The organism is Mycobacterium sp. NGS29 (genome assembly GCF_059812965.1).
This window is the reverse complement of record NZ_JCALDR010000002.1, coordinates 479,493-495,971: the sequence shown is the minus strand read 5'-3', so window position 1 is coordinate 495,971 and position 16,479 is coordinate 479,493. Positions and strand designations below refer to the sequence as shown.

Genomic DNA, 16,479 nt, shown 5'->3' with positions numbered 1-16,479 from the left:
TCGTCTTTGTCGTCGTCTTTGTCTGTGGCGTATTCGTCGGCCTTGTCGGCGTACTTCGTCAGCAGATCGATCAAATGCCGCGCTTCGTCGGGTGAGATCAGATCCTCGAATAGGCCTTCGTCGTCCTCGGAGATACGCGCAACATAAACGTCGCCCTTCTTGACACCTACGTCCCACCTGCCGCCCTCGTGACGAGCCATTTGACGCCCTTTCGACTAGATACCGATGCAGATCTGACAACGAGCTAACGCGTTGTTTACCCACTTCTGCGAAAAGACAGCCGACGAAATTTGCCATGATCGACGCATGTTCCGGCTGCTGTTCTTTTCTCCCCGGATTGCGCCGAACACGGGCAATGCCATTCGGACGGTGGCGGCGACCGGATGCGAACTGCATCTGGTCGAGCCGCTGGGCTTCGACCTGTCCGAGCCGAAACTGCGGCGGGCCGGGCTGGACTATCACGACCTGGCGTCCGTCACTGTGCACACATCGCTCGAATCGGCGTGGGCGGCGTTGTCGCCGGCGCGGGTGTTCGCCTTCACCGCTGCGGCCGGCACGCCGTTCGCCGCGGTCGATTACCTGCCGGGTGATGTGCTGATGTTCGGGCCCGAACCCACCGGGCTGGACGCGGCAACCCTGGCCGATCCGCACATCACCCAGCAGGTGCGGATTCCGATGCTGGCCGGGCGGCGGTCCCTGAACCTGTCCAACGCCGCGGCCGTCGCCGTCTACGAGGCGTGGCGCCAGCACGGCTACTCCGGTGCCGTGTAGCTCTTGAATCTGCCGGCCACAAGCAGAAGCAGGCCCGTGCGAACACGGGCCTGCTTCCAAGTGGCCATGTTACTGGGGGCAGAGAAACATGCCACAGCTTTGAGGGGTGTCGGCGGTGTTGCCGACTTCGGTGCAACTCGTTGTCATTGAGACTGCCCGACTCGGGTCCCCGGCGGTGTCCTCCGATGGGAGGTACCGGGAGACGAATCCGGTGTCCACCAAATAGGGGACAGACGCGTCCCCCGACGGTTACCAGCTGTTCCAGTGCGTCAAGCTTTCGGCCGGCAGCCGCTTGGCGGGCCGGAAGTCGGTGCCCTTGGTGTAGGCGATCGGGAACAGGCCGCCCTGGCTGTAGTCCTCGTAAGGGATGCCGACCACGTCGGCGACCTGGCGCTCGCCGTCACCGAGCAGGTGCAGCGTGGTCCAGCACGAGCCCAGCCCGCGCGACCGCAGCGCCAGGCAGAAGCTCCACACCGCCGGGAACAGCGACGCCCAGAAGGACACACCGCCCAGCGGCGACTTGTTCTCGCGACCCTCGATGCACGGGATCAGCAGCACCGGCGCCTCGTGCATGTGTTCGGCGAGGTACATCGCTGACTCACGCACCCGACCCATCCGTTCGCCGCGGGTGTCGCCCTCGGCGTATTCGCGGGCCGGCGAGCTGAGGTAGCCGCGGGCATTGGCCAGATAGACGTCGCCGATCGCCTTCTTCTTGTCCGCGTCCTCGACGAAAACCCATTGCCAGCCCTGCGAATTGGAACCGGTCGGTGCCTGCAGCGCCAGCTCCAGGCACTCCATCAGCACGTCGCGCGACACCGGCTTGTCGAAATCGAGGCGCTTGCGGACCGAGCGGGTGGTGCGCAGCACTTCGTCCACGGTCAGGTCGAGGGTCATGTGGGGCACACTACCCGCGCTGATCGTCGGCCACGACCGTCGAACTGCCACAACGGGTTCCGGGACTCCGAGCGTAATTCTCCAGAAGTCGCGCGGGCACCCGCGATTCGGTCCAACCCGGCGGCCCGAACATGTAGCCGAACCGGCCCCGCCACGACTCGGCGTGCGATACGTCGCGCATCAGCGACACCGTCTCCAGGTAGTTGTATTTCACCGGATTGTCGGTGTCGATGCGGTGCGTCAGCCCGTAACGCACCGGCTCGACCTCCTCGGCATAGCTACCGAAGCACCGGTCCCAGATGATGAACACACCGCCGTAGTTCTTGTCGAGGTAGGCCGGGTTGGAGCCGTGGTGCACCCGGTGGTGTGACGGGGTGTTGAACAGGAATTCGTATGGTCGCCAGAGCTTTCCGATCCGTTCGGTGTGGCACGGGATCTGGAAGACCAAACCGGCGGTGTTGACCAGGAAGATCATCCATGCCGGAAATCCCAGCAGCGCGGCCGGCAGCCAGGCCATGCTGCGCACGGCGTAGGACACCGGGTGGAACCACGGCAGCCGCAGGTTGGTCGAGATGTTGAAATGCGTACTCGAGTGATGCACGCTGTGCGCGGCCCACAGCAGCCGGATGCGGTGATCGCCGCGGTGGGCCCAGTAGTAGCAGCAGTCGGTGACCACCAGGCACGCCACCCACACCCACCAGTGCCGCGGCGACAGGTGCAGCGGGGTCAGCGCGCCGGCCGCGACGATCGTGGAGAACGGCAGCACGTAGTGCCCGAGGATTCTGAAGGTGGCGTTGAGCAGATAGGTCGCCCAGTTGCCGGCGGTGTCGCGCGCCGAGAACGCCGACTCGGCGGGGTCGCGGCGCACGTCGACCCATTCCAGGAACGACAACAGCACGAAGGCGGGAACCGTCGCGAGGATCAGCGTGGTGGTGGCTTGCATGCCGCCACGCTATGAACAATCGATCGGCCAGACATCGCGCACCGGAGCGATTGCGCATCCCTCTCGTGGGGGATGCGCAGCGGTAGTGTGGCCTCCCATGGCCCGCACCGCCGACCTGCCGCTGGAACAGGTGCGCCGGTCGTTGACGCGTCAATCGCTGCTGGTGGGGGTGATCGCCGCCGCGGTCGACGTCACCTATTTTCTGGTCTCGGGGATCTACGGCGAAGCGCCGGTTGCCGCGACGGCAGTGGCGGGGCTGCTGGCGGCGGCAGACCTGGCCCTGGCCGGTCCGCCCGCCTCGGTGGCCCTGGTCGCCGTGACGCAGGTCGTGACCAGGTTGCTGGCGTGCCTGTTGCTCTACCACCACGGCCGGGCCACCGGTGTCAGCGATATCGGCATCCTGGTGGCCGGGTTCCGCGCCGGCGCCTGGTTGTCCACTCGGGTTTCGCTGGTGATCGTTCCGCTGTTGGTGGGGGCGGTGGGATGGGCGGCGATCCTCAATGCAGCCGGCCGAGACGACTGGCGGCTGCTGGTGATCATCGCCGGGTCCAACGGGTTCGTGCCCTGGCTGGTGGGCCGGTACACCGCGACCGGGGGCATCTACGTCACCGAACTCGAACAGCGCGACCGGTTGCGTGCTCAGGAGCAGCGCCTCGCGCTGGAACGGGCACTGACCGACGAGCGCGAAGCCATCGCGCGCGACCTGCATGACGTGATCTCCCATCACGTCAGCGCCATCGGCGTGCACGCCGGTGCGGCCCGGATCGCCTTGGCGGGCGGCCAGCCCGCGGTCACCGAATCCCTGTCGGCGGTGGAATCCTCCAGCCGGGCCGCGATGGTGGATCTGCGCCGCCAGCTCGACCTGCTGCACGGCCGACACGACGCCGGCGACCGCCAGCCCGGCCTGGGCGGTATCGACGAACTCGTCGAGTCGGTGGGCAGGGCGGGCCTTACGGTCGAACTCGTGCTGCCCACCGACCCGCTGGTCTTGCCGCCGTCACTGGACGTGACGGTGTATCGGATCGTGCAGGAACTCCTCACCAACGCGCTGCGCCACGGCGATGGCACCGCCCGTCTGGAGGTGCGCCGGGCCGGTGCACGGCTCGAGATTGTGCAAACCAATCCCATTGCTGTGCAACCTTATTCCGGTGATTCGCTGCATCATGGCCTGGACGGGATCCGGCGCCGCGCCGAGTTGTTCGGCGGCAGGCTGGAATGCGGTGGCCAGAACGAATGGCGCGCCATGGTGTCGCTGCCGATCGCGACGCCATGACCATCCGCGTGCTGATCGCCGACGATCATGCGGTGCGCCGTGCCGGACTACGCGCCATCATCGACGCGCATCCCGACACCTCGTGCGTCGCCGATGTCGGCGACGGGCGCACCGCGATCGAGCAGACGTTGCGACTTCGTCCCGACGTGTGCGTGCTCGATGTGCGGATGCCCAAACTCGACGGGATCGCGGCCATCGCCCCGATCGTCTCGGCCGGCGACACCCGGGTGCTGATGTTGACCACCTACGACAGCGAGACGGTGCTGGCGCAGGCACTGCAGGCCGGGGCCAGTGGCTTCCTGCTGAAATCCCTTCCGCCGGAGGAACTTGTGGGCGCCATCCGGATCGTGGCGCGCGGCGACTCCGTCATCGATCCCGCGATGACCCGCCGACTGGCCGCCCGGGTCGCGGACTCGCTGGCACCGGTGCCCACTCCCGCCGCAGTGGCCTCCCTCACCGCCCGGGAGTACGAGGTGCTGTTGCTGGTCGCCGAGGCCCACAGCAACGCCGAGATCGCCGCGGAGTTGGTGGTCAGCGAGGAGACGGTCAAGACGCATGTGTCGCGCATCCTGGCCAAACTCGGTGTGCGCGACCGTATCCACGCGGTGGTGCTCGCGCACCAGCACAAACTCACCGGAAATCCCGGGACTTCGAGCCCACCGCCAAAGTGATGCGGCCGATCCGATCGGCCACGACAGTGATTGCGCCGCTGGCGTTTTGGACCTGACCGCGGATCAGCAGCGCCGGCGCGGTGTGGGCCAGCTTGCGGTGGCGTTCCCACACCCCCGGTGTGCACAGCACGTTGATCATGCCCGTCTCGTCCTCGAGGTTGACGAACGTCACCCCCCGGGCGGTGCCGGGCCGCTGCCGATGGGTCACCGCGCCGGCGACCAGCACCCGGTCCCCGTCGGGCACCTCCCCCAATGCGGCGGCGGGCACCACCCCCAGTGCGTCGAGGTCGGCCCGCAGGAACTGCGTCGGATAGCTGTCCGGGGAGACGCCGGTGGCCCACACGTCGGCAGCCGCCAGCTCCAGTTCGCTCATTCCGGGCAGCGCGGGGATGTGTGAGGACGAGCCGACGCCGGGCAACCGGTCCGGCCGTTGGGTGGCCGCGGCCCCGGCCGCCCACAACCCTTCACGCCGGGACATCCCGAAACAGCCCAGCGCGCCGGCCGTCGCCAGCGCTTCGGTCTGCGGGACGCTCAATTGCAGTCGAGTGGTCAGGTCCAGCAGGGAGATGAACGGGCCGTTGGTTTTTCGCTCGTCGACCAGTTTCTCAGCCAGGTCTTCGCCGATGTGGCGGACCGCCCCCAGCCCCAACCGGACCTCCAGCCCGGCGTTCTCCAGCGTCGCGAAAGCCAGGCTGGCATTCACGTCTGGACCGTGCACCAGCACGCCGTGCCGGCGCGCGTCAGCCACCAGCGACTGCGACGAATAGAAACCCATCGGCTGGGCGCGCAGCAACGCCGCACAGAACGCCGCCGGGTGGTGCAGCTTGAACCACGACGAGTAGAACACCAGCGACGCGAAGGACAGCGCGTGACTTTCCGGGAAACCGAAGTTGGCGAACGCCTCCAGCTTTTCGTAGGTCCGCTCGATCACCTCGTCCGGCGCCCCGTGCAAGGTGCGCATGCCGTCGTAAAACCGGTCGCGCAGCCGTCGCATGCGTTCGGTGGAGCGCTTGGAGCCCATGGCGCGCCGCAACTGGTCGGCTTCGGCGGCCGAGAAGCCGGCGCAGTCGACCGCCAGCTGCATCAGCTGTTCCTGGAAAAGCGGTACTCCCAACGTTTTACGCAATGCCGGTTCCATCGACGGGTGATCGTAGACGACCGGGTCGACACCGTTGCGACGTTTGATGTAGGGATGCACCGACCCGCCCTGGATGGGCCCGGGCCGGATCAGCGCGACTTCTACCACCAGGTCGTAGAAGACCCGCGGCCGCAGCCGCGGCAGCGTAGCCATCTGCGCGCGCGACTCCACCTGGAACACGCCCACCGAATCGGCCCGCGACAGCATCTCGTACACCGCCGGTTCGGAGAGATCGAGCCGGGCGAAGTCCACATTGATGCCTTTGTGCTCGGCCACCAGATCCCGCGCGTAGTGCAGCGCCGAGAGCATGCCCAGACCCAGCAGATCGAATTTCACCAAACCGATTGCCGCACAGTCGTCTTTGTCCCACTGCAACACACTGCGGTTCGCCATGCGCGCCCATTCCACCGGGCACACGTCGGCGATCGGGCGGTCGCAGATCACCATGCCGCCGGAATGGATACCCATGTGCCGCGGCAGGTTCCGGATCTGGTTGGCCAGGTCTACCACCTGCTCGGGAATGCCCTCGATATCGGCGGGCTGCCCCGACCAGTGACTGATCTGCTTGCTCCACGCGTCCTGCTGTCCCTGCGAGAAACCCAGCGCGCGCGCCATGTCGCGCACCGCACTGCGCGGCCGGTAGGTGATGACGTTGGCTACCTGGGCGGCATAATCCCGGCCGTACTTGTCGTAGACGTACTGGATGACTTTTTCGCGCTGGTCGGACTCGATGTCGATGTCGATGTCGGGCGGGCCGTCGCGGGCGGGCGAGAGGAAGCGCTCGAACAGCAAATCGTTGGCTATCGGGTCGACAGCGGTCACCCCGAGGGCGTAACAGACCGCGGAATTGGCCGCCGATCCCCTGCCCTGACACAGGATGTCGTTTTCTCGACAGAACCGGGTGATGTCGTCCACCACCAGGAAGTAACCCGGAAAACTCAGTCGGGCAATGATTTTCAGTTCGTGCTCGATCTGGTCGTATGCTCTTTTCGCCCGATCGGCCGGTCCGTAGCGATCGGCCGCACCCGCCATGGTCAGGGCGCGCAGCCAACTGTCCTCGGTGTGCCCTTCGGGTACGTCGAAGGGTGGCAGCTGCGGCGCGATCAATGCCAGCCCGAACGCGCACTGCTCGCCGAGTTCGGCGGCCGCGGTCACCACCTCGGGCCGTTCGGCGAACAGCTGAGCCATTTCCTCACCGGAGCGCAGGTGTGAGCCGCCCAGTGGTGCCAGCCATCCCTCGGCGTCGTCCAGGGACTGCCGGGCCCGGATCGCACCCATCGCCATGGCCAGCCGGCGCCGGGACGGATCGGCGAAGTGCGCTCCGGTGGTGGCGACGACATCGACCCCGAAGTGCGGCGCCAGCCCGGCCAGCAGCGCATTGCGTTCGTCGTCGAGGGGTTGACCATGATGGGTCAGTTCGATGCTCACCCGATGTGCCCCGAACCGATCCACCAGGTCGGCCAACGCCAGCCGCGCCGCATCGGGTCCGGAGTCGGAGAGTGCTTGTCGCACAGAACCTTTCCGGCATCCGGTGAGAATGTGCCAGTGGCCGCCGGCGGCTTCGGTCAATGCGTCGAGGTCGTAACGCAGCTTGCCCTTCTCCCCGCCGGCCAGGTGTGCGGTGGCCAGTTGCCGCGACAGCCGCCGGTACCCTTCGGGACCTCGGGCCAGCACCAGCAGATGCGGCCCGGGCGGATCCGGTTGCTCGGTGCGCGCCTGGCAGCTCAGCGACAATTCCGCGCCGAACACCGTGCGCATGTCGAGTTCGACGGCCGCTTCAGCGAATCGCACCGCGCCGTACAGGCCGTTGTGGTCGGTCAGCGCCAGCGCCCACAGGTCCAGCCGGGCTGCCTCCTCCACCAACTCCTCCGGCGTGCTGGCCCCGTCGAGGAAGCTGTACGCCGAATGCGCATGCAATTCGGCATATGCGACCGACGACCGGCGCCGGCGCCCGTCCGATTTTGCTGAATACGATCCGCGCTTCTGCGACAACGGAGCATCACCAGCCGGCACAGCCGCGGCCGGCCGGCCCGCATGGCGCGGTTTGCCGTCGAGAACCCGCTCCATCTCCGACCAACTCGGCGGCCCGTTGTGCCATCCCACCGAACCAGTATATCGAACATATGTTCGAGTGTCACGTCGTCGCCAACAGTTCGAAACCCGCACCGGAACACCTTTGGAACGCCGCCGAAACAATTTGCGAACATGACGCGCTACGGTGATATCGCCCCAGTTAAATCCCTCTTTATCTGATAAACGCATTCTTAACCTGGCTGACCTACCGGCGTGCACATCCCCCTCGGATACTGGTACAACTGTTGCAGACATCGGTGGGGGCTTGGCATGACGACGACGACAATGGTGAACGTGGGACCGCTGCGGATCCCAGAACACGACCGGCACACAGATCTGGCGACGGGAGCGGTGGCCGTCATCCGCGGGACCAAGCCCGATCACACCGTCATCGAGAATTTGCTGAGCGAACGCATTCAGCCGGGTTCGGACGTCACCCCGCACCTGCAGCGGGTCGCCCTGCCTCCCCCCGGTGACGACGCCGAGCTGTTCCGGGCCATCGCCCACGCCCTGGAGCGGCCGCTGGAGCCCGGCCGCCCGCCGTGGGAGTGCTGGATCATCGAGCGCCTCGAGGGCAACCAGTGGGCGATCCTGCTGAAGATCCACCACGGCCTTGCGCGCGACCTCCCGCCGGCGCATCTGCTCACCCGGCTCTGCGACGACGGCGATCCCGTTGCCTTCACCGATGCCGTTGCCCGGCCTCCGGTTTCACCACCCGACGGCGACACCTGGTGGCAGTTGCCGTTCGGCGCGGTCAAGATCGCGGCACGGGTTGCCGCCGACGTCGCCGCCGCCGCGAGCACCTGGCCCGCGCCGGCCGGACCGGCGAACACACTGCGGCACTATCGCACGGTGCGCGTCCCCCGCGCCGCCGTCGACAGGTTGGCCCGCAAGTTCGGGGTGAGCACCAACGACGTCGCCGTCGCCGCGATCACCGAAAGCTTCCGCACCGTGCTGGTGAGCCGCGGTGAGCAACCCCGGGCGGACTCGCTGCGGGCCGTCGGCCCGACGCTGACCTACCTCCCCGTCGATCTCGAGGATCCCGTCCGGCAGCTGCAGGCGGTGCACGCCGGGTCGAGGCAGCAGGTCCAACCCCGCCCAGCACGTTCACCACGGGCGCTGTACACCAACATCATTCAATCGGTGTCTCGGTTCCGCAAACACGATGCGGTGACGTTGAGCACTGGGGCGCCCGGACCACGGCACCGGTTGCAGTTGCTGGGTCAACCACTGCAGCACCTGCTGCCGGTCCCACCGACGGGGCCGCAACTCAGCACCGGGGTCGCAGTGCTGAGCTACGCCGACGATCTGATCTTCGGTGTCACCGCCGAATACCAGGCGGCCGCCCAGCTGGAGCAGCTTGCCGCCGGCATCGAACAGGGTACGACGCGTCTGCTGGCGCTCGGCCGGAGCTCGGTGCTGCCGTTCGAACGCCCACGCAAAAGGCCTTCGGTTCCCAGCACCGCGGTCCGGTGGCGGCCGTCCGCGCCACCGGTGCGAGTGCGCCGCCACTGACCCGACCGGCAACCCCCTCGTGAGAGGGTGGGTACATGCCGGTCACCATCGACCCGCGACGCATCGACGCGGTCCTCTTCGACACGGACCTGCCGTTCGCTGAATCGGTACTGAACGACATGCGTGAGGCGGGCGTTCGCACCGCTACCTACACGCCGAACCCCGTGATCGAGTCGGCCGAGCGACTGGCCGTGCCGCGGGGTAGATGTGCTGTTGTCGCATCCGACGCCTCCCGGGTCAATGTCGCGCGGGACGCGGGGTTCGCGCTCGTGATCGGATTTGGCCGCGACGCGATACCCGGAGCCGACGCCGTTGTCGCCGACCTCGCCGAGATAGCCGTGCGCAAGGGGGACCGGCGCATGTCCGAGTTGGCGGACGCACTGCGGGCCATCGGCGAGATCACCGTCAGCCGACCCGCGGTGTTCTTCGACTTCGACGGCACGCTGTCAGAGATCGTGAACGACCCGGATACGGCCGAGCCGGCCCCCGGTGCATCCGAAGCACTGCAACAACTGGCCGCCCGTTGTCCGGTCGCGGTGCTCAGTGGCCGCGACCTCGCCGATGTCGCCCGGCGCGTGGGCCTGCCCGGCATCTGGTACGCGGGCAGCCACGGATTCGAACTGACGGCGCCCGACGGCACCCACCACCAGAACGAGGAAGCGGCAGCGGCCATCCCGGTGCTCGAGCAAGCCGCCGCCCAGCTGCGGGACAAACTCGGCGACATCCCCGGAGTCACGGTGGAGCACAAGCGCTTCGGGGTCGCCGTGCACTACCGCAACGCCGCACGCGACCGGATCGGCGACGTGGTGGCCGCGGTCCGCACCGCCGGTCAACGCGACGCGCTGCGCGTGACAACGGGACGTGAAGTCATCGAGTTGCGCCCGGACCTGGACTGGGACAAGGGCCGGACATTGCGGTGGGTGATCGATCATCTGCACGAGGCAGGATCCGGACCGTTGGTGCCGATCTACCTCGGCGACGACATCACCGACGAGGACGCCTTCGACGCGGTGCGCGATGACGGCATCCCGATTGTGGTGCGGCACAACGACGACGGGGATCGCGCCACCGCCGCCCGGTATGCCCTGGACAGTCCCGCACAGGTTGCCGAGTTCACCGACGAACTGGCTCGCCGACTCGGCTGTTGACGGGTCAGTGTCGTAGGAACAGGGAGGGTGGGCATCAGCAAGCTCGGCTTCTGGAGCATTGTCATGCTCGGGATCAACGCGATCATCGGAGCCGGCATCTTCCTGACTCCGGGCGCGGTGATCCGGCTCGCGGGACCGTTGGCGCCGCTGGCCTACCTGCTGGCCGGTCTGTTCGTCGGGGTAATGGCGGTCGTCTTCGCCACGGCTGCCCGTTACGTCAAAACCAACGGCGCGTCCTACGCCTACACCACAGCCGCCTTCGGGCAGCGGATCGGCATCTACGTCGGCGTCACCCATGCCGTGGTGGCATCCATAGCCTGGGGCGTCCTGGCGTCGTTGTTCGTCGCGACACTGCTGAAAGTGGTTTTCCCCCATGAAAATTGGGCTAACGACAGTCAACTGTTCAGCGTCAAGACGTTGACGTTCCTCATTTTCATGCTGGTGTTGCTGCTCATCAACCTGTTCGGCAACCGGGCCATCGAATGGGCCAACGGGATCTCCACGGTCGGCAAGGTGTTTGCGCTGACGATCTTCATCCTCGGCGGGCTCTGGATCGTCGTTGCGGGTGGCGTCAACAACTACGCCACCGCGGGCCAGCCGGAGGTCTTCGCGCCAGCACCCTACGCGTTGTTCGGGTTCATCGAGATCGGCCAGAGCACGGTGTCAGGATTGATCCTGGCGGTGATGGCCGCCCTGTATGCATTCACCGGTTTCGAATCGATCGCCAACGCCGCCGAGGAGATGCACGAACCGGACCGCAACCTCCCCCGCGCCATCCCGATTTCGATCCTCACGGTCGGCACCGTCTATGTGCTGGCGGTGACGGTGGCGATGCTGTTGGGATCGGACCGGGTCGTGCATTCCACCGACACGGTGAAACTGGCCGCGGCCATCGGCAACGACGCCTTCCGGACGGTGGTCACCCTCGGCGCCCTGGTGTCGATGTTCGGCATCAATGTCGCCGCCTCGTTCGGCGCGCCGCGGCTGTGGACCGCGCTGTCGGCCACCCGGACGCTGCCGGCGCGCCTGTCGAGAAAGAACCGCTTCGGCGTCCCGATGCTTGCGTTCGGGATCACCGCGGCCCTGGCGCTGGCGTTTCCCCTCGCGCTGCGCTTTGACATCGAGAACCTGACCGGCCTGGCGGTGATCGCCCGCTTCGTCCAGTTCATCGTCGTTCCGATCGCGCTGATCGCGCTGGCGCGAGACACCGTACGACACTCGAAGGTGAAACGAAACCGGTTCACCGACAGGGTGTTACCGGTGGCGGCGGTGGTGATCTCGGTCGCGTTGGCGGTGTCCTTCGACTACCGCACCCTGTTCCTCACCGCGCAGGGCGGCGCCAACTATTTCTCGATCGCGTTGATCGTGCTCACGTTCGTGGTGGTGCCGGCCGCCGCCTATGTCCACTACTACCGCGGCGTCAGGCGTTAGACGCGTATTCGACCTCACCGTCATCGAGCACCAGCCGGGCGGCGGGTCCATCGGTCCAATCCGCCCCGAGAGCCTCGGTGCGGAACAACGCCTTGCCCGGTTCGGTCTTCCAGATCAGGGTGGACAGCGTCTCGCCGGGAAACACCGGCTTGGTGAACCGCGCGGCGATCGAGGTGATGTTGGCGGCGACGCCGCCGCCCAGTTCGGCGACCAGCGCGCGGCCCGACACTCCGTAGGTGCACAGCCCGTGCAGGATCGGCCGGGGGAAGCCGGCCAGGTTGGTGGCGAACCACGGGTCGCTGTGCAGCGGGTTACGGTCCCCGGAGAGCCGGTAGATCAGCGCCTGGTCCTCGCGGGTGGGCAGGTCGACCCGAGCGTCGGGCTCGCGGTCGGGGAACTGCGGGGCGGCCGGTCGTTCCCCTTTCTCGCCGCCGAAGCCGCCTTCGCCGCGGATGACCAGGTTGGTCAGCGTCTCGGCGACCAGCGTCCCGCTGTCGGGATCCTTGCCCACGCCGCGCAACATCAGAACAGCGTTCTTGCCTTCACCTTTGTCCTGAATGTCGACGACCTCGCTGGTCACCGACAGCTTCCCGGCCGGCGGCAGCGGCGCATGCAACCGCACCGACTGGGAACCGTGCAGCAACATCGCCCAGTTGAAGCTGCCGACTTTGCCGGCCGCCCCGAAGGCCGGGCAGCAGATCACCGCATAGGTCGGCAGCACCTGCTGCGGAATGTCGTGGCTGTTCTCGGTCGTGAAGGGTAGTTCGTCGATTCCGGCGCCGACACCGAGTGCGTAGAGCAGCGTGTCCCGGTCGGTCCACTCGAACAATTGGGGCTCGGTCGTCGCTCCGACCGCGCTGGGGTCGATCGCCATGCAGACTCCTGTCCATCCCGAAATCACTAAATCACGTCATTTCTGTGACCTAAGCCTTGCAAACCCTTCCCACCGACGGTGTCGGCAGGGCAGGCTATCGCCATGGCGAAGCGCACCCTGATCGGGCAGGCCCCCAAAGTCGTAGCCGTGCTCGTGGCGGCGGTACTCCTCGGAGCATGCGGTGGCGGCGGCCCGCAGGCCCGCAACATCACCGTGACTTTCATTCGCAATGCCCAGTCGCAGGCCAACGCCGACGGGATCATCGACACCACAGAGCCCGGTCCCAGTCTCACCGCCGAGGGCAAGGCGCAGGCCCAGCAGCTCGCCCATCAGGTCGGGCGCACCGACTTCGACTGGATCTACACCTCCCCGATGGCCGCGGACCAGCAGACCGCGGCGCCGCTGGCCAGTGAGCTGAACAAGCAGGCCGAGATCCTGCGCGGCCTGCAGTCCATCAGCGCCGGTTGGTTCAACGGCAAGCCCGAGTCGATGGCCGCGTCCACCTACCTGTTGGCGCCGGTGCGCTGGGTCGAAGGCGACGCGGAGAACAGCATCCCCGGCTCGATCAGCGGCACCAAGTTCAATTCGGAGTTCACCGGCGCGGTGCGCAAGATCTACGACAGCGGTCACAGCAAGCCCGTCGTGTTCTCGCAGGGGACCGCGATCATGGCCTGGACGTTGATGAACGTCAAGAACCCCAAGACCACGTTGTTCAACAACCATCCGCTGCCCAACCTCGGGCGGGTCGTCATCACCGGTAACCCGGTCACCGGCTGGAAGCTGGTGGACTGGGACGGTGTGCGCAGTTTCACCTGACCCGCACGGTTGACGCGGGCGGCCGGTGCCGCCACGATGGGCTGCATGCGGTATGTCGTTACCGGCGGTACCGGGTTTATCGGGCGCCGCGTCGTTTCCCGATTGTTGGACCAGCACCCCGATGCGCAGGTGTGGGTATTGGTGCGGCGTCAGTCGCTCGGCCGCTTCGAGCGGCTCACCCAGGAGTGGGGTGAACGGGTGAAACCGCTGGTGGGCGAGCTGCCTGAACTAAATCTCGCCGATCAGGTCGTCACCGAACTGGGCCGGGTCGAGCACTTGGTGCACTGCGCGGCCGTCTACGACATCACCGCGGGCGAGGCCGAGCAGCGCGCCGCTAACGTCGAAGGCACCCGCGCCGTGATCGCGCTGGCTCAGCGACTCGACGCCACCCTGCACCACGTGTCGTCGATCGCGGTGGCCGGTGATTTCCGCGGCGAGTACACCGAGGACGACTTCGACGTCGGCCAGCAGCTGCCGACCCCATATCACCAGACCAAGTTCGAGGCTGAGGCGCTGGTACGGGCGACCCCCGGGCTGCGGTACCGGATCTACCGACCGGCGGTGGTGGTCGGCGATTCCCGCACCGGCGAGATGGACAAGGTCGACGGGCCGTACTACTTCTTCGGCGTCCTGGCGAAGCTGGCCGTGCTGCCGTCGTTCACTCCGCTGATGCTGCCCGACACCGGCCGCACCAACATCGTGCCCGTCGATTACGTGGTCGACGCACTCGTCGCGCTCCTGCACGCCGACGACCGGGATCAGCAGACCTTCCACCTGACCGCACCCACCACCATCGGTCTGCGGGGCATCTATCGCGGGATCGCACGCGCGGCCGGGCTGCCACCGCTGCGTGGATCACTGCCCCGCTCGGTGGGCACCTCGGTACTCCGGGCGACCGGGCGTGCCAGGGTGCTACGCAACATGGCCGCCACCCAGCTGGGGATTCCCGGCGAAGTCCTCGACGTGGTCGACCTGGCCCCCACCTTCGTCAGCGACGAAACCCAGAAGGCGTTGCAGGGCAGCGGAATTCAAGTGCCCGAGTTTTCCGCCTACGCCCCCGCCCTGTGGCGGTACTGGGCAGCGAATCTCGATCCGGACCGGGCGCGTCGCACCGATCCGCACGCGCCGCTGTCCGGCCGGCACGTCATCATCACCGGAGCGTCCAGCGGCATCGGCCGGGCCTCGGCCATCGCCGTCGCCGAGCGGGGCGCGACCGTGTTCGCCTTGGCCCGCAACGGCGAAGCCCTCGATGAACTGATCGCCGAAATCCGCGCCCAGGGTGGCCAGGCGTACGCCTTCGCCTGCGACGTCACCGATTCGGCGTCGGTCGACGCCACCGTCAAGGACATCCTGGGCCGCTTCGACCACGTCGACTACCTGGTCAACAATGCCGGCCGGTCGATCCGGCGTTCGGTGGTCAATTCCACCGACCGGCTGCACGACTACGAACGGGTGATGGCGGTCAACTACTTCGGCGCGGTCCGGATGGTGCTGGCGCTGCTCCCGCACTGGCGCGAACGCCGATTCGGTCACGTGGTCAACGTGTCCAGCGCCGGAGTGCAGGCCCGCAGCCCCAAGTACAGCTCCTACCTGCCCAGCAAGGCCGCGCTCGACGCGTTCTCCGAAGTCGTTGCGACAGAGACACTCTCGGACCACATCACGTTCACCAACATCCACATGCCGCTGGTCAGGACCCCGATGATCGCGCCGTCGCAGCGGCTGAACCCGACGCGCGCGATCAGCCCCGAGCGCGCGGCGGCGATGGTGGTTCGCGGTCTCGTCGAGAAGCCGAGCCGGATCGACACCCCGATTGGCACCCTGGCCGAAGCCGGCAACTACTTCGCCCCGCGCACCGCACGGCGCATCCTGCACCAGCTGTACCTGGGCTACCCGGATTCCGCCGCGGCCCGCGGCATCGACCCTCCGGAAAAGCCGGTGCCGCAACGGTCTTCGACCCGCCGGCGGCCGACTCGCCCGGTGCGGGCCCTCAAGACCGTGGGCGTGCCCAAGCCGGTCAGGCGGGCGGTGCGACTAGTGCCGGGAGTGCACTGGTAGTCACTTCTGACACGTGAACTGATTGACGTCGATGTAGCCGATGCGGAACATCTCCGCACACCCGGTCAGATATTTGATGTAACGCTCGTAGACTTCCTCGGACTGCAGCGCGATGGCTTCATCCTTGTGGGCTTCGAGTGCGGCCGACCAGATGTCGAGAGTTTTCGCGTAGTGCGGTTGCAGCGATTGCACGCGGGTCACGGTGAAGCCGTTGGCGGTGGCCCGCTCCTGCACCATCGGTATCGACGGCAGCCGCCCACCCGGAAAGATATCGGTGACGATGAATTTGACGAAGCGGGCGAATTCGAAGGTCAACGGCATGCCGCGTTCCTTCATCTCTAACGGGTGCAGCCCGGTGATGGTGTGCAGCAACATGATTCCGTCGTCGGGCAGGATGCGGTGCGCCAGGGTGAAGAACGCGTCGTAGCGTTCGTGGCCGAAGTGCTCGAACGCACCGATGCTGACGATGCGGTCGACGGGTTCGTCGAACTGCTCCCAGCCTTGCAACAGAACACGTTTGGAACGCGGGCTGTCCGATGCCGCGAACAGGTTCTCGACGTGATTGGCCTGGTTCCTGCTCAGAGTGAGGCCGACGACATTGACGTCGTACTGCTGCACCGCACGCATCATGGTGGCTCCCCACCCGCAGCCGACGTCGAGCAGTGTCATGCCGGGCTGCAACCCCAGTTTGCCCAACGCGAGGTCGATCTTGGCCAGCTGCGCCTCTTCCAGCGTCATGTCCGCGCGCTCGAAGTACGCGCAGCTGTAGGTCTGGGTGGGGTCTAAAAACAACCGGAAGAAGTCGTCGGACAGGTCGTAGTGGGCCTGCACATCGTCGAAGTGCGGCGCTAATTCGTCAGGCATCAGGTCAGCGTAT

13 protein-coding genes and 1 pseudogene are annotated in these 16,479 nt (G+C 66.8%); 8 read left to right on the top strand and 6 right to left on the bottom strand.

Features of this window, described 5'->3' with window-relative positions:
• Positions 1-200: pseudogene (locus tag AC5Y5Z_RS04840) on the bottom strand (hypothetical protein); the annotation flags it as partial.
• A gap of 106 nt (positions 201-306) precedes the next feature.
• Here AC5Y5Z_RS04840 and AC5Y5Z_RS04835 point away from each other — a divergent pair.
• Positions 307-771 carry a tRNA (cytidine(34)-2'-O)-methyltransferase gene (locus AC5Y5Z_RS04835; protein WP_473139756.1) on the top strand — a complete coding sequence of 155 codons (465 nt, stop codon included), beginning with the start codon at positions 307-309 and terminating at the stop codon, positions 769-771.
• A 249-nt stretch (positions 772-1,020) separates the two neighbouring features.
• Here the strand turns inward: AC5Y5Z_RS04835 and AC5Y5Z_RS04830 are convergent, their stop codons facing one another.
• Both AC5Y5Z_RS04830 and AC5Y5Z_RS04825 read right to left on the bottom strand, forming a co-directional pair.
• Positions 1,021-1,665: a nitroreductase family protein gene (locus tag AC5Y5Z_RS04830; protein ID WP_473139757.1), complete on the bottom strand. Its 645-nt coding sequence runs from the start codon at positions 1,663-1,665 to the stop codon at positions 1,021-1,023.
• 10 nt (positions 1,666-1,675) lie between these two features.
• The gene (locus AC5Y5Z_RS04825) at positions 1,676-2,608 is read right to left on the bottom strand and encodes a sterol desaturase family protein (RefSeq protein WP_463825934.1); all 933 of its coding nucleotides are present in this window, start codon (positions 2,606-2,608) and stop codon (positions 1,676-1,678) included.
• Positions 2,609-2,705: 97 nt separating this feature from the next.
• Between AC5Y5Z_RS04825 and AC5Y5Z_RS04820 the strand changes: the two genes are divergently transcribed.
• Together AC5Y5Z_RS04820 and AC5Y5Z_RS04815 are read left to right on the top strand one after the other, a co-directional pair.
• Positions 2,706-3,881 carry a sensor histidine kinase gene (locus tag AC5Y5Z_RS04820; RefSeq protein ID WP_473139759.1) on the top strand — a complete coding sequence of 392 codons (1,176 nt, stop codon included), beginning with the start codon at positions 2,706-2,708 and terminating at the stop codon, positions 3,879-3,881.
• Entirely contained in the window at positions 3,878-4,552 is a 675-nt protein-coding gene (locus AC5Y5Z_RS04815) for a response regulator (RefSeq protein WP_499923662.1), read from the top strand. Before AC5Y5Z_RS04820 ends, AC5Y5Z_RS04815 begins: the two co-directional genes overlap by 4 nt.
• Here AC5Y5Z_RS04815 and AC5Y5Z_RS04810 read toward each other — a convergent pair.
• Positions 4,512-7,793 carry an error-prone DNA polymerase gene (locus AC5Y5Z_RS04810; RefSeq protein WP_499923661.1) on the bottom strand — a complete coding sequence of 1,094 codons (3,282 nt, stop codon included), beginning with the start codon at positions 7,791-7,793 and terminating at the stop codon, positions 4,512-4,514. The two genes, AC5Y5Z_RS04815 and AC5Y5Z_RS04810, sit on opposite strands and share 41 nt — an antisense overlap.
• Positions 7,794-8,033: 240 nt before the next feature.
• Here AC5Y5Z_RS04810 and AC5Y5Z_RS04805 point away from each other — a divergent pair, with 240 nt between their 5' ends.
• Genes AC5Y5Z_RS04805 through AC5Y5Z_RS04795 form a run of 3 tightly spaced genes read left to right on the top strand, consistent with a single transcriptional unit; the run spans position 8,034 to position 11,857 of the window.
• Entirely contained in the window at positions 8,034-9,278 is a 1,245-nt protein-coding gene (locus tag AC5Y5Z_RS04805; RefSeq protein WP_499923660.1) for a wax ester/triacylglycerol synthase domain-containing protein, read from the top strand.
• 35 nt (positions 9,279-9,313) lie between these two features.
• Positions 9,314-10,426 (top strand): trehalose-phosphatase, encoded by a 1,113-nt coding sequence (gene otsB / locus AC5Y5Z_RS04800; RefSeq protein WP_499923659.1) that lies wholly within the window; start codon positions 9,314-9,316, stop codon positions 10,424-10,426.
• 27 nt (positions 10,427-10,453) lie between these two features.
• The gene (locus tag AC5Y5Z_RS04795) at positions 10,454-11,857 is read left to right on the top strand and encodes an APC family permease (RefSeq protein WP_463825928.1); all 1,404 of its coding nucleotides are present in this window, start codon (positions 10,454-10,456) and stop codon (positions 11,855-11,857) included.
• Here the strand turns inward: AC5Y5Z_RS04795 and AC5Y5Z_RS04790 are convergent.
• Positions 11,847-12,731, bottom strand: coding sequence for a MaoC family dehydratase (locus AC5Y5Z_RS04790; RefSeq protein ID WP_473139763.1), 885 nt, complete (start codon positions 12,729-12,731; stop codon positions 11,847-11,849). The two genes, AC5Y5Z_RS04795 and AC5Y5Z_RS04790, sit on opposite strands and share 11 nt — an antisense overlap.
• 102 nt (positions 12,732-12,833) lie before the next feature.
• Between AC5Y5Z_RS04790 and AC5Y5Z_RS04785 the strand changes: the two genes are divergently transcribed.
• Together AC5Y5Z_RS04785 and AC5Y5Z_RS04780 are read left to right on the top strand one after the other, a co-directional pair.
• Entirely contained in the window at positions 12,834-13,547 is a 714-nt protein-coding gene (locus AC5Y5Z_RS04785) for a histidine phosphatase family protein (RefSeq protein WP_463825926.1), read from the top strand.
• A gap of 45 nt (positions 13,548-13,592) precedes the next feature.
• A complete protein-coding gene (locus AC5Y5Z_RS04780) occupies positions 13,593-15,602 on the top strand; it encodes an SDR family oxidoreductase (RefSeq protein WP_499923658.1) in 2,010 nt (669 codons plus the stop codon).
• On the opposite strand, the gene cmaA1 is transcribed toward AC5Y5Z_RS04780, so the two are convergent.
• Positions 15,603-16,466 (bottom strand): cyclopropane mycolic acid synthase CmaA1, encoded by an 864-nt coding sequence (gene cmaA1 / locus AC5Y5Z_RS04775; protein ID WP_499923657.1) that lies wholly within the window; start codon positions 16,464-16,466, stop codon positions 15,603-15,605.
• Positions 16,467-16,479 lie beyond the last annotated feature (13 nt).

Bases quoted from the DNA above. Each gene is read 5' to 3' on its own strand.
- AC5Y5Z_RS04785 (WP_463825926.1), top strand. From the start codon at position 12,834: ATGGCGAAGCGCACCCTGATCGGGCAGGCCCCCAAAGTCGTAGCCGTG.
- AC5Y5Z_RS04825 (WP_463825934.1), bottom strand. From the start codon at position 2,608: ATGCAAGCCACCACCACGCTGATCCTCGCGACGGTTCCCGCCTTCGTG.
- AC5Y5Z_RS04815 (WP_499923662.1), top strand. From the start codon at position 3,878: ATGACCATCCGCGTGCTGATCGCCGACGATCATGCGGTGCGCCGTGCC.
- AC5Y5Z_RS04835 (WP_473139756.1), top strand. From the start codon at position 307: ATGTTCCGGCTGCTGTTCTTTTCTCCCCGGATTGCGCCGAACACGGGC.
- otsB (WP_499923659.1), top strand. From the start codon at position 9,314: ATGCCGGTCACCATCGACCCGCGACGCATCGACGCGGTCCTCTTCGAC.
- AC5Y5Z_RS04820 (WP_473139759.1), top strand. From the start codon at position 2,706: ATGGCCCGCACCGCCGACCTGCCGCTGGAACAGGTGCGCCGGTCGTTG.
- AC5Y5Z_RS04805 (WP_499923660.1), top strand. From the start codon at position 8,034: ATGACGACGACGACAATGGTGAACGTGGGACCGCTGCGGATCCCAGAA.
- AC5Y5Z_RS04790 (WP_473139763.1), bottom strand. From the start codon at position 12,731: ATGGCGATCGACCCCAGCGCGGTCGGAGCGACGACCGAGCCCCAATTG.
- cmaA1 (WP_499923657.1), bottom strand. From the start codon at position 16,466: ATGCCTGACGAATTAGCGCCGCACTTCGACGATGTGCAGGCCCACTAC.
- AC5Y5Z_RS04780 (WP_499923658.1), top strand. From the start codon at position 13,593: ATGCGGTATGTCGTTACCGGCGGTACCGGGTTTATCGGGCGCCGCGTC.
- AC5Y5Z_RS04830 (WP_473139757.1), bottom strand. From the start codon at position 1,665: ATGACCCTCGACCTGACCGTGGACGAAGTGCTGCGCACCACCCGCTCG.